Raw genomic sequence first — 11,826 nt, 5'->3', positions numbered from 1 at the left:
AATACACATTCAAATCCCTTGGTTATAGCGGGCTTGCGCCTTGAAAACATGAGAAAAACAGTATTTTGAAAGTGTATAGATTGTAAATGCAATTTACTTTTATTTGAGAATCAATACCATTCCGGCGCATGGAGAGCGCCTGAATATACGTTCGCTGCAAGACGGCGACTCAGGCGCATCTCGTTCAACTGCCCCTCCCTAAAGGACTTTGTGGACATGTCGTCTCGATTCAGGCTCAGCCATTTCTCCCTGGCGTTTATCGCTGCCTTCTCCTCGCCTGCCCTGCTGGCGGATGCCCTGGACAGAGAACGCGACAAAGTACCGATCGAAGCGACAGATCTTCCCGTAGACGGCACGCCACAGGCCTTGGAGCTGGAAGTCACCCGCGTACTCGGGACGGCGGCTGAAGAACTCAAACAAGCCCCCGGCGTGTCGATCATCACTGCCGAAGACATCAAGAAGCGCCCGCCCACCAACGACCTGTCGGACATCATCCGTCGCGAGCCGGGCGTCAACCTGACCGGCAACAGTTCCAGCGGCAGCCGTGGCAACAACCGCCAGATCGACCTGCGCGGCATGGGCCCGGAAAACACCCTGATTCTGATCGATGGCAAGCCGTCGACCTCACGCAACGCCGTGCGTTACGGCTGGAGCGGTGACCGTGACACCCGCGGTGAAACCAACTGGGTGCCGGCCGAAGAAGTCGAACGCATCGAAATCCTGCGCGGTCCGGCCGCAGCCCGTTACGGCTCGGGCGCCATGGGCGGGGTGGTCAACATCATCACCAAGCGACCGACCGACCAATTGCACGGCTCGCTGACCGCCTACACCTCATTTCCCGAAGACGACGCCGAAGGCGCGAGCAAGCGCACCAACTTCAACCTCAGCGGCCCATTGACCGACGCCCTGGCGTTTCGCGTCTACGGCGGCCTGAGCAAGACCGACGCCGACGATTCCGACATCAACCGCACCGAGCAAGCGACGGCCGACTCGCTGGTGGCCGGCCGCGAAGGCGTGCGCAACAAAGACGTCAACGGCTTGCTGAGTTGGCAATTCACGCCGGAGCAGACCCTCGACCTGGAAGCCAGCTACAGCCGCCAGGGCAATATCTTCGCCGGCGACACCATGCTCAACGGCGGTGGCACGTTCGTGAACAGCCTGGTGGGCAAGGAAACCAGCGTGATCCAGCGCAGCAGTTTCTCGGCCACTCACCGTGGCGAATTTGACTGGGGCTCGACCCTCGCCTCGTTGACTCACGACCTGACCCGCAACGAGCGCCTCAATGAAGGGCTGGCCGGTGCCAATGAAGGTGCGCCCTCCGCCACAGCCGGCCGTTTCGAATCGCGCCTGCGTAACACCCGAGCCACCGCCGAGGTCAACCTGCCACTGAGCTTTGGCGCCGAGCAAGTGCTGACGCTGGGCAGTGAGTACCTCTACGAGTCGATGAACGACCCTGGCTCGTTGCGCCCACAAACCTATGACCCAGGCACCGGCGGCGTGCCGGGCATCCCGGGTGTCAATCGCAACAGCACCAAGACCACCGCATCGAGCTACGCGCTGTTTGCCGAAGACAACATCGAGGTGGGCAGCAAGACCATCGTCACCCCCGGCCTGCGCTTCGACGATCATGAAGAGTTCGGCGGCAACTGGAGCCCCAGCCTCAACGCTTCGCACCAGTTGACGGACGAGTTGAGCCTCAAGGGCGGTATCGCCCGGGCGTACAAGACGCCCAACCTGTACCAGTCGAACCCGAACTACTTGCTCTACAGCCGTGGCAACGGGTGCAACGCCAGCGAAGCCAACCTGGGCGGCTGCTACCTGGTGGGTAACCGGGACCTGAAGCCGGAAATCAGCGTCAACAAGGAAATCGGCCTGGCCTACGACAAAGGCACCTGGCGCACCAGCGCGACCTACTTCCGCAATGACTACAAGAACAAGATCAATGCCAGCAACGAGGCGGCGTTCCGCCTGGCCAATGGCCGTCGTGTGCTGCAATGGGAAAACAGCGGGCCGGCTCTGGTGCAGGGGGTCGAGGGCAACCTGTTCGTGAGCCTGCGCAACGACCTGGACTGGAACACCAACCTGACTTACATGATCGATTCCAAGGACAAGGACACCGGCGAGCCGCTGAGCATCATTCCCAAGTACACCGTCAACACCACGCTGGACTGGCAAGCCACCGACAAACTCTCGTTCCAGGTCAGCGGCACCTATTACGGCAAGCAGGAATCGCCGACGCTCAACTCGCGCAGCGCCAGCAGCTACGATCGCAGCGCCCAACAGGATGTCGACCCGTACGGGTTGATGGGCTTGAGCAGCGGTTACGAGTTCAACAAAAACCTCAGCGTACGCGTCGGCATCAACAACTTGCTGGACAAGCGCCTGTACCGCAAAGGCAACGCCGACGACGCCGGTGCCCAGACCTATAACGAACCCGGCCGCGCTTACTTTGCGTCGGTGACCACATCGTTCTGATCGAAGCGATTGGAACGCATAACGTACTCCGCCCGGCTAGCCGGGCGGATGTGCTTGTGGACGTAGCCTACGTCTGGCTGTCGCCTTCAGCGTCCGGATCATCGCTGTCCGGCTCGTCGGTGGTGGAGTCATCGTCGTCCTCGCTGCCACCCTGCCCCTTGTCGCCAGGCTCCGCCTCGGACTTGGCCAGTTGCAGATCCTGGCTATGCCCCGACGACACAACAGCGCTCTGCACCGGGTTATGCGCCCAGGCCGACGACATCCCCAACGACAACAACACCATCACTTTTATCAACAACACAACGCGTTGAAAAATACTCATGGTTGATTCCGTCCAGTCAGTAGGTAGATCCCACGCGACAGCCGTTTACCGCCGCCAGCCTTGACGCTAGTCCCGATGCCGGGTTTGCGCCAGGCATCAGGTTTCGCCGTCGTCATAGGTTTCACTGTCCTCGCCCTCGTTGTAGGGGTTTTCCTGGTCTTCCTTCGGCGCGGGCTGGGCTTGGGGTTTCCAACTGCCGGAGTTGACTTCCTGCTGCTTTTTCTTGGTGACGGGGCCGGTGTCTTTCCATTGAGGAACGCCAGCGCCCGCCAGTGCCGGGACCGTGGACAGTCCCAGACCGGCTAACAGCACCCAGCAGATGATGCGTTTGACACTAGGCACAGCGCTTTCCTTTTCAATCAGTGGATAAATCCTGCACCCAAAAAACTAGACCCGATACGCCACTCTCGCCACAAAAAAGGGCGAAGCCATAATAGCTTCGCCCTTTTCTTTTCCGCTCAGACCTTAATGGTGCTCACGGGTCGCACGGAATTTCACATCCGGCCAGCGCTCTTCCATCAACGCCAGGTTCACCCGGGTCGGCGCCAGGTAAGTCAGATGACCACCACCGTCGACCGCCAGGTTTTCCACAGCCTTGTTGGAGAACTCTTCCAACTTCTTCTTATCGCTGCAATCGATCCAGCGCGCGGAGTACACGGTGATCGGCTCATACGAGCACTCCACCTTGTATTCCTCTTTCAAGCGGCTGGCGACCACATCGAACTGCAGCACACCGACGGCGCCGAGGATGATGTCGTTGCTGCGCTCCGGGAAGAACACCTGGGTGGCGCCCTCTTCCGCCAGTTGCTGCAGGCCCTGGCGCAGTTGCTTGGATTTCAGCGGGTCACGCAGACGTACGCGACGGAACAGTTCCGGGGCGAAGTGCGGGATACCGGTGAAGCCTAGGGCTTCGCCTTCGGTGAAGGTGTCACCGATCTGGATGGTGCCGTGGTTGTGCAGGCCGATGATGTCGCCGGCGTAGGCTTCTTCGAGCTGTTCACGCTCCGAGGAGAAGAACGTCAGGGCGTCGCCGATGCGCACGTCCTTGCCGGTGCGCACGTGGCGCATCTTCATGCCTTTTTCGTATTTGCCGGAGCAGATGCGCATGAAGGCGATACGGTCGCGGTGTTTCGGGTCCATGTTCGCCTGGATCTTGAACACGAAGCCGGTGAATTTCTCTTCCACAGGCTCCACGGTGCGTTCGTTGGCGACACGGGCCAATGGGCGCGGGGCCCAGTCCACCACAGCGTCCAGCACGTGGTCGACACCGAAGTTACCCAAGGCAGTACCGAAGAACACCGGAGTCAACTGGCCGTCGAGGAATTCCTGCTGGTTGAACTCATGGCAGGCGCCCTGCACCAGTTCCAGCTGGTCGACAAAACGGTCGTACTCGTCACCCAGGTGGGCGCGGGCTTCGTCGGAGTCGAGTTTCTCGATGATCTTGGTTTCGGTGCGCTCGTGACCGTGGCCGGCGGTGTAGACAATGATGTAGTCGTCGGCCAGGTGGTACACGCCCTTGAAGTCGCGGTAGCAACCAATCGGCCAGGTGATCGGCGCGGCCTTGATCTTCAGGACGGCTTCGATTTCGTCCAACAGTTCGATCGGGTCGCGGATGTCGCGGTCGAGTTTGTTGATGAAGCTGACGATTGGGGTGTCACGCAGACGGCACACGTCCATCAAGGCAATGGTACGTGGCTCGACGCCTTTACCGCCGTCGAGGACCATCAGCGCCGAGTCCACCGCGGTCAGGGTGCGGTAGGTGTCTTCGGAGAAGTCTTCGTGGCCGGGGGTGTCGAGCAGGTTGACCATGTGGTCGCGATACGGGAACTGCATGACCGACGTGGTAATGGAAATACCCCGTTGTTTTTCCATTTCCATCCAGTCAGAGGTGGCATGGCGGTCGGATTTGCGGGATTTCACCGTGCCGGCCACCGCGATTGCCTTGCCCATCAGCAAGAGTTTCTCGGTGATGGTGGTTTTACCGGCATCGGGGTGGGAAATAATGGCGAAAGTGCGGCGTTTCGCGACTTCGGCGGCCTGGTGGGTCATGGGAAATCGCCTGGCAGGTGAGTCAAAAAAGGGCGGCGAGTATAGCGCAAACCCCAGGGGCCGGACCACCGTTCACCCGATTAGGGGTGGCTAAATGCTGCCAAGTATGGAACCTTTTAAAAGGTCGAGACGTCCACTCCCCTGCTACCGCACTCGGAACAGGGGCTGATAAATCAGCAAGTTAGCCTGACGAGGCTGCGCTCATGGCTCGGATTTTTACCGCGTTGCCGGTATCGACGAGCTGCATTTCGCGACCACATTTGCCGACAGCCAGGAATGGCATTGCCGCTCGGAAATGTGGACGCCGACAGAAGAAAAAAGGAGTCCGCCTGTGGCTATTCGCTATGGCAAAGGGCTGATAGGAGGAGCGGTTGTCGTCGCCCTCTTGGCCCTGCTGGTCCACTGGATCGGCATCAACACGATCGAACTGTACCGCGACGATTTGTTGTTTTACCTGCAAGCTCACCTGATCCTCGTTCTTGTCTCCATGCTGGCGGCCCTCGTTGTGGGCATCCCCGCCGGTATCCTGCTCAGCCGACCTCATATGGTCGGGCGCGCAGAACGCTTCATGCAGATCTTCAACATCGGCAACACCGTCCCTCCCCTGGCCGTACTGGCCATCGCCCTCGGCGTCCTCGGCATTGGCAGTGGCCCGGCCATCTTCGCGCTGTTCCTCGCCTCCCTCCTGCCCATCGTGCGCAACACCTACGAAGGCCTTAAAAACGTTCAAGGTTCTCTGAAAGAAGCCGCCACCGGCATCGGCATGACGCCGCGCCAGGTGCTGTTTCGCGTGGAATTGCCCAACGCCGTGGCGATCATCATCGGTGGTGTGCGCGTGGCCCTGGCGATCAACGTGGGGACCGCGCCACTGGCCTTCCTGATCGGCGCCAACAGCCTGGGCAGCCTGATTTTCCCCGGCATCGCCCTGAACAACCAGCCGCAATTGCTGCTCGGCGCCGCGTGTACCGCGCTGCTGGCCTTGCTGCTTGATGGCCTGGTGACCCTGGCCAGCCGCCTCTGGCTGGAACGCGGGCTGCGTGCGTCTTAAGGAACCGACATGAAAAAACTGACCTTGATACTGAGCTGCATCCTGCTCTTTGCAGGCATTGCGCAAGCCGCCGAAAAACCCGTGATCCGCATCGGCGCCCGGGTGTTCACCGAACAGACCCTGCTGGCCGAAATCACCTCCCAATACCTGCGCACCAAGGGCTATGACACCCGCGTGACCGGCGGCCTGGGCAGCAACCTGGCGCGCAGTGCCCAGGAAAGCGGGCAACTGGACCTGATCTGGGAATACACCGGCGTGTCGCTGGTGGCCTACAACCACGTCGACGAGAAACTCGACAGCGAACAGTCCTACGCAAGGGTGAAAGAACTCGACGCGAAAAAAGGCCTGGTCTGGCTCTCGCCGTCGCGCTTCAGCAACACCTACGCCCTGGCGCTGCCGGAGAAAGTTGCGGCTGAGCATCCCGAGATCAACAGCATCAGCGACCTGACCCAGGCCGTCGCGCAAGACGCCAAGAGCAACCGCCTGGTGGCCCTGGACACCGAGTTCGCCAACCGCTCCGACGGCCTGGCCGGCATGGTCAAGCTGTACGACATGAACCTGACCCGCAAAAACACCCGGCAGATGGACGCCGGCCTGGTCTACACCGCGCTGCGTAATGGCCAGGTATTTGCCGGTCTGGTCTACACCACCGACGGTCGCCTGAACGCCTTCAAATTGAAGTTGCTGGCAGACGACAAGCATTACTTCCCGGACTACACCGCCGCCCCCGTGGTGCGTCAGGTGTATCTCGACGCCCACCCGGAATTGGCCGCTGACCTCAAGCCATTGGCCGATCTGTTCGACGACGAAACCATGCGCCAGTTGAACGCGCGGGTCGACGTCGACCACGAAAGCCCTTCCGCGGTTGCCGCCGACTTCCTGCGCCAACATCCGATCAATCAATAAGAGGAGAAGACATGGAATTCCTGAACGCCTTTTCCCATCTTGATTGGGCCCAAGTTCTACAACTGACCGGGCAGCACATCACCCTGGTCGGCATCGCCGTGATCCTCGCGATCCTGATCGGCGTGCCCCTGGGCATCCTGATGACGCGTTTCCCGACGCTCGCCGGCCCGCTGCAAGCGAGCGCCACGGTGCTGCTGACCGTGCCGTCCATCGCCCTGTTCGGCCTGCTGCTGCCGTTCTACTCCAAGTTCGGCCAGGGCCTGGGGCCAATGCCGGCGATCACCGCCGTGTTCCTCTACTCCCTGCTGCCGATCATGCGTAACACCTACCTCGCCCTCACCGGCGTGGAACCGGGTATTCGCGAAGCCGCACGCGGCATCGGCATGACCTTCGGCCAGCGCCTGCGCATGGTCGAGTTGCCCATCGCCGTGCCGGTGATCCTCGCCGGTGTGCGCACCGCCGTGGTGATGAACATCGGTGTCATGACCATCGCCGCCACTATCGGCGCCGGTGGCCTGGGTGTACTTATTCTGGCTTCCATCAGCCGCAGCGACATGTCGATGCTGATCGTCGGCGCCGTGCTGGTCAGTCTCCTGGCCATCTTCGCCGACCTGCTCTTGCAATGGCTGCAACGCTCGCTGACTCCAAAAGGATTGCTCAAATGATCGAACTTCAAAACCTGTCCAAGACCTTCCAAAGCAACGGCAAGACTGTCACGGCCGTGAACGATGTAAGCCTGACCGTCAATGAAGGCGAGATTTGCGTGTTCCTCGGCCCCTCCGGTTGCGGCAAAAGCACCACGCTGAAGATGATCAACCGTCTGATCAAGCCCACCTCGGGCAAGATCCTGATCAATGGCGAAGACACCACCGACCTCGACGAAGTGACCCTGCGTCGCAATATCGGTTATGTGATCCAGCAGATCGGTCTGTTCCCCAACATGACCATCGAGGAAAACATCGTGGTGGTGCCCAAGCTGCTCGGCTGGGACAAGCAGAAATGCCACGACCGCGCCCGCGAATTGATGAGCATGATCAAGCTGGAACCCAAGCAGTATTTGCATCGCTATCCGCGTGAATTGTCGGGTGGCCAGCAACAGCGGATCGGTGTAATCCGAGCCCTGGCGGCCGACGCGCCGTTGCTGCTGATGGATGAACCGTTCGGCGCAGTCGACCCGATCAACCGCGAGATGATCCAGAACGAGTTCTTCGAGATGCAGCGTGCGCTGAACAAGACGGTGATCATGGTCAGCCACGACATCGACGAAGCGATCAAGCTGGGCGACAAGATCGCGATTTTCCGCGCCGGCAAGCTGTTGCAGATCGACCATCCGGACACGCTGCTGGCGCACCCGGCCGACGAATTCGTCAGCAACTTCGTGGGCCAGGACAGCACCCTCAAGCGCTTGTTGCTGGTGAAGGCCGAAGATGCGGCGGATAACGCCCCGTCGGTGAGCCCGGAAACGCCGGTGGCCGATGCACTGGAATTGATGGACGAGCATGACCGCCGTTACGTGGTGGTCACCTGTGCCGAGAACAAGGCGCTGGGTTATGTAAGACGTCGCGACCTGCACCGTCAGACCGGCACCTGCGGCCAGTACCTGCGCGAGTTCAACGCCACGGCGGCGTATGACGAGCATCTGCGCATCCTGCTGTCACGCATGTACGAGTTCAACCGGTCGTGGTTGCCGGTGATGGATGCGGAGCGGGTGTTCTTGGGTGAGGTGACGCAGGAGTCGATTGCCGAGTACCTGAGTTCTGGTAAGTCGCGTGGGGGCAAGACCAGTATTGTTTCGCCAGCCGAGACAGCGTTGGCCTGATAGACCGCTATCGCCGGCAAGCCAGCTCCTACATTTGTACGCGTCGCCATCAACGACGCCGATCCCTGTAGGAGCCGGCTTGCCGGCGATGAAGACTCCACAATTCCCGCTGATTTGCCCCATCCGGGGAACATCATTCCGTCACACCTGTCGGTTACATAAGTAGCTGCACGGGTTCGCGCGACGAACGCGTGCAAAAACGCGACATTTTTAGTTGATCTCAAGCCCCTCACGCCCTAAAGTTCGCGCCGAACGTCCATGCTGGAAACGATCCATCCGGCTCAAGTACTGACGACGAGACAGCAAGGCCAAGGGAAGCGGTTATTCCCATGGCCTTTTTGCTTTCGGCGACATGCCTTGGGAAGTAGGCGAACCAAAGTGGGGATACGGAGGACGTTCATTTGCACCCATTGATCAATCTAGTTTGCCCTTAGGAGTTCCCAGCATGTCGATCAACGTCGAAGATTATTTCGCGCGCGCCACTTTTGACAAAATGAAGGCGTTCGCCGACAAGCAAGAAACCCCGTTCGTGGTGATCGACACCGCGATGATCAGCCAGGCCTACGATGACCTGCGCGCCGGTTTCGAATTCGCCAAGGTCTATTACGCGGTCAAGGCCAACCCGGCCGTCGAGATCATCGACCTGCTCAAGGATAAAGGTTCGAGCTTCGACATCGCCTCGATCTATGAGCTGGACAAAGTGCTGGGCCGTGGCGTCAGCGCCGACCGTATCAGCTACGGCAACACCATCAAGAAATCCAAGGACATCCGCTACTTCTATGAGAAGGGCGTGCGTCTGTTCTCTACCGACTCCGAAGCCGACCTGCGCAACATCGCCAAGGCCGCACCGGGTTCGAAAGTGTATGTACGTATTCTCACCGAAGGCTCGACCACCGCTGACTGGCCTTTGTCGCGTAAATTCGGCTGCCAGACCGACATGGCCATGGACCTGCTGATCCTCGCCCGTGACCTGGGCCTGGTGCCATACGGCATCTCGTTCCACGTGGGTTCGCAACAGCGCGACATCAGCGTGTGGGACGCGGCGATCGCCAAGGTCAAAGTGATCTTCGAGCGCCTGAAGGAAGAAGACGGCATCCACCTCAAGCTGATCAACATGGGTGGCGGCTTCCCGGCCAACTACATCACCCGCACCAATAGCCTAGAAACCTACGCCGAAGAAATCATCCGTTTCCTCAAGGAAGATTTCGGTGACGACCTGCCGGAAATCATCCTGGAGCCAGGCCGTTCGTTGATCGCCAACGCCGGCATCCTGGTCAGCGAAGTGGTGCTGGTGGCGCGTAAATCCCGCACCGCCGTCGAGCGTTGGGTGTACACCGATGTGGGCAAGTTCTCCGGCCTGATCGAAACCATGGACGAAGCCATCAAGTTCCCGATCTGGACCGAGAAAAAAGGCGAGATGGAAGAAGTGGTCATCGCAGGTCCCACCTGCGACAGCGCCGATATCATGTACGAAAACTACAAGTACGGCCTGCCGCTGAACCTGGCGATTGGTGATCGTCTGTACTGGTTGTCGACCGGTGCCTACACCACCAGCTACAGCGCGGTTGAGTTCAATGGCTTTCCGCCACTGAAATCCTTCTACGTGTAAAACGGCTGCACCTAAAAAACCCATGACAAGTCATGGGTTTTTTTACGCCCTAAGAAAGGCCGCCTGCGCGCTCACGGTAGGCATCTGCCATTGCTCTGATTTGCGGGTCACTCGCCGCTGAGAGCGCCTGGTGCGCCGTGCGCAAAAACTTCAGATTCCCGCCCGCCAACGCCTCTCGCAACCACTCCAGCGCCGCTTCGATTTGACCTCTGTCAGCCAACACCGCCGCATAGCTGAACTGCCCGCGAAAATCTCCGGCTTCGGCGGAGCGTCGATACCAATCCACGGCGGCATCCAAATCTCTTGGGCAGCATTGACCGTCTTCCAGATAACGGCCCAAGAGGTTCATCGACTTGGCATGGCCCTGTTCCGCCGCCTGGCGGTATAGGCTCAGCGCTTGTTGCTGGTCTTCGGTAACACCGCGCCCGGTGGCCAGCAGATTGGCGTAGTTGTATTGCGCCCAATCCAAACCGGCTTCGGCGGCCAAACGGTACTCTCGCGCCGCTGCCGCTTCATCCGCCGCACAACCCCAGCCATGCTCCAAACACCGCCCGGCCATATTGCGCGCCATCAAATGCCCGCCCTTCGCCGCAATCTGGAACCAGCGCAATGCCAGCGCTTCATCGCGGGCAATGCCACGCCCTTCCAGCAGGATCTGCCCGAGCAGCGCCTGGGCATCGACCACACCTTCCTTCGCCGCCACCAGGATCGCCTGGGCGGCGCGCACGGGGGAATCATCGAGCATGCTTTGCAGTTGCTCGACGTTGAGCACTTCTTCACGACGCAACAAGAAGCCCATGTCAGACCTCGACCCAGCGGCGCAACAGGTTGTGGTAGGTGCCGGTGAGCTGGATCAGCGCGGGGTGGTCGGGCACGTCGGCGCTCAATTGCTGGATCGCACCGTCCATTTCGAACAGCAGGGTGCGCTGGCTGTCTTCGCGCACCAGGCTCTGGGTCCAGAAGAACGAGGCGTAGCGCGCGCCACGGGTCACGGCGTTGACTTTATGCAGGCTGGAACCGGGGTACAGCACCATGTCCCCGGCGGGCAATTTCACGCGCTGCAGGCCGAAGGTGTCCTGGATCTCCAGTTCGCCGCCGTCGTATTCGTCGGGGTCGCTGAAAAACAAAGTGGACGAAAGATCAGTGCGCACCCGCTCATGGCTGCCTTTGGGCTGGCGCACGGCGTTGTCGATGTGAAAATCGAAGCTGCCGCCAGCGGTGTAGCAGTTGAGCAACGGCGGAAAGACCTTGTGCGGTAACGCCGCCGACATAAACAACGGGTTCTGCCACAAACGCTCCAGCATCGCCGCGCCGATTTCCTTGGCGAGCGGGTGGCCTTCGGGCAATTGCAGGTTGTGCTTGGCCTTGGCGGACTGGTGCCCGGCGGTGATTTTACCGTCGGCCCAGTCGGCGTTTTCCAAAGCCTGGCGGATGCGCTGCACTTCCTCACGAGAGAACAGGCCGGGGATGTGCAGCAGCATGGGCAATACCTGAATTCAGAGAGGCGCCAATGGTATTGATTCTTATCCGCCCTGTAAAACGCCATGACGAATGAGTTCGCCAAAACCGTAAGCAAAAAGTGTAAAGAATGTAAATTC

Annotated in this window: 11 protein-coding genes; 6 read left to right on the top strand and 5 right to left on the bottom strand. The window is 60.0% G+C overall.

Translation table 11 applies throughout. The annotated features are described in order from the left end of the window. Positions 1-216 precede the first annotated feature (216 nt). The gene (locus CI807_RS11010) at positions 217-2,475 is read left to right on the top strand and encodes a TonB-dependent siderophore receptor (protein WP_095014694.1); all 2,259 of its coding nucleotides are present in this window, start codon (positions 217-219) and stop codon (positions 2,473-2,475) included. Between the two features lie 67 nt (positions 2,476-2,542). On the opposite strand, the gene CI807_RS11005 is transcribed toward CI807_RS11010, so the two are convergent. From CI807_RS11005 to CI807_RS10995, 3 genes are all read right to left on the bottom strand, one after another. Next, positions 2,543-2,797: a hypothetical protein gene (locus CI807_RS11005; RefSeq protein ID WP_095014693.1), complete on the bottom strand. Its 255-nt coding sequence runs from the start codon at positions 2,795-2,797 to the stop codon at positions 2,543-2,545. 96 nt (positions 2,798-2,893) lie between these two features. Then, positions 2,894-3,139: a hypothetical protein gene (locus tag CI807_RS11000; RefSeq protein ID WP_095014692.1), complete on the bottom strand. Its 246-nt coding sequence runs from the start codon at positions 3,137-3,139 to the stop codon at positions 2,894-2,896. Between the two features lie 123 nt (positions 3,140-3,262). Further along, the gene (locus CI807_RS10995; protein WP_010213196.1) at positions 3,263-4,846 is read right to left on the bottom strand and encodes a peptide chain release factor 3; all 1,584 of its coding nucleotides are present in this window, start codon (positions 4,844-4,846) and stop codon (positions 3,263-3,265) included. A gap of 331 nt (positions 4,847-5,177) precedes the next feature. On the opposite strand from CI807_RS10995, the gene CI807_RS10990 reads away from it, so the two are divergent. The 5 genes from CI807_RS10990 (at position 5,178) to CI807_RS10970 (ending at position 10,228) form a co-directional block, all read left to right on the top strand. Further along, positions 5,178-5,894 (top strand): ABC transporter permease, encoded by a 717-nt coding sequence (locus CI807_RS10990; protein ID WP_095014691.1) that lies wholly within the window; start codon positions 5,178-5,180, stop codon positions 5,892-5,894. A gap of 9 nt (positions 5,895-5,903) precedes the next feature. Beyond that, complete coding sequence (locus CI807_RS10985) at positions 5,904-6,800, top strand: glycine betaine ABC transporter substrate-binding protein (RefSeq protein ID WP_095014690.1); 897 nt, start codon at positions 5,904-5,906, stop codon at positions 6,798-6,800. 11 nt (positions 6,801-6,811) lie between these two features. After that, positions 6,812-7,465, top strand: coding sequence for an ABC transporter permease (locus CI807_RS10980; RefSeq protein ID WP_010213201.1), 654 nt, complete (start codon positions 6,812-6,814; stop codon positions 7,463-7,465). Beyond that, the gene (locus CI807_RS10975) at positions 7,462-8,619 is read left to right on the top strand and encodes a betaine/proline/choline family ABC transporter ATP-binding protein (protein WP_003171711.1); all 1,158 of its coding nucleotides are present in this window, start codon (positions 7,462-7,464) and stop codon (positions 8,617-8,619) included. The genes CI807_RS10980 and CI807_RS10975 overlap by 4 nt, the downstream gene beginning before the upstream one ends. A 445-nt stretch (positions 8,620-9,064) precedes the next feature. Further along, positions 9,065-10,228, top strand: a complete 1,164-nt coding sequence (locus CI807_RS10970; protein ID WP_016976256.1) for a type III PLP-dependent enzyme — start codon at positions 9,065-9,067, stop codon at positions 10,226-10,228. Between the two features lie 49 nt (positions 10,229-10,277). Here the strand turns inward: CI807_RS10970 and CI807_RS10965 are convergent, their stop codons facing one another. Both CI807_RS10965 and CI807_RS10960 read right to left on the bottom strand, forming a co-directional pair. Next, entirely contained in the window at positions 10,278-11,027 is a 750-nt protein-coding gene (locus CI807_RS10965) for a tetratricopeptide repeat protein (protein ID WP_095014689.1), read from the bottom strand. A gap of 1 nt (position 11,028) precedes the next feature. Further along, positions 11,029-11,709, bottom strand: coding sequence for a Fe2+-dependent dioxygenase (locus CI807_RS10960; RefSeq protein WP_010213205.1), 681 nt, complete (start codon positions 11,707-11,709; stop codon positions 11,029-11,031). Between the last annotated feature and the right edge of the window lie 117 nt (positions 11,710-11,826).

Origin of the sequence: Pseudomonas sp. NS1(2017) (assembly GCF_002269425.1) — a bacterium.
Classification (GTDB): Bacteria; Pseudomonadota; Gammaproteobacteria; order Pseudomonadales; family Pseudomonadaceae; genus Aquipseudomonas; species Aquipseudomonas reactans.
The sequence above is the reverse complement of the archived record's forward strand: the minus strand, read 5'-3'. Positions and strand labels throughout refer to the sequence as shown.

Bases quoted from the DNA above. Each gene is read 5' to 3' on its own strand.
- CI807_RS10960 (WP_010213205.1), bottom strand. From the start codon at position 11,709: ATGCTGCTGCACATCCCCGGCCTGTTCTCTCGTGAGGAAGTGCAGCGC.
- CI807_RS10980 (WP_010213201.1), top strand. From the start codon at position 6,812: ATGGAATTCCTGAACGCCTTTTCCCATCTTGATTGGGCCCAAGTTCTA.
- CI807_RS10970 (WP_016976256.1), top strand. From the start codon at position 9,065: ATGTCGATCAACGTCGAAGATTATTTCGCGCGCGCCACTTTTGACAAA.
- CI807_RS11010 (WP_095014694.1), top strand. From the start codon at position 217: ATGTCGTCTCGATTCAGGCTCAGCCATTTCTCCCTGGCGTTTATCGCT.
- CI807_RS10995 (WP_010213196.1), bottom strand. From the start codon at position 4,846: ATGACCCACCAGGCCGCCGAAGTCGCGAAACGCCGCACTTTCGCCATT.
- CI807_RS10965 (WP_095014689.1), bottom strand. From the start codon at position 11,027: ATGGGCTTCTTGTTGCGTCGTGAAGAAGTGCTCAACGTCGAGCAACTG.
- CI807_RS11005 (WP_095014693.1), bottom strand. From the start codon at position 2,797: ATGAGTATTTTTCAACGCGTTGTGTTGTTGATAAAAGTGATGGTGTTG.
- CI807_RS10985 (WP_095014690.1), top strand. From the start codon at position 5,904: ATGAAAAAACTGACCTTGATACTGAGCTGCATCCTGCTCTTTGCAGGC.
- CI807_RS10975 (WP_003171711.1), top strand. From the start codon at position 7,462: ATGATCGAACTTCAAAACCTGTCCAAGACCTTCCAAAGCAACGGCAAG.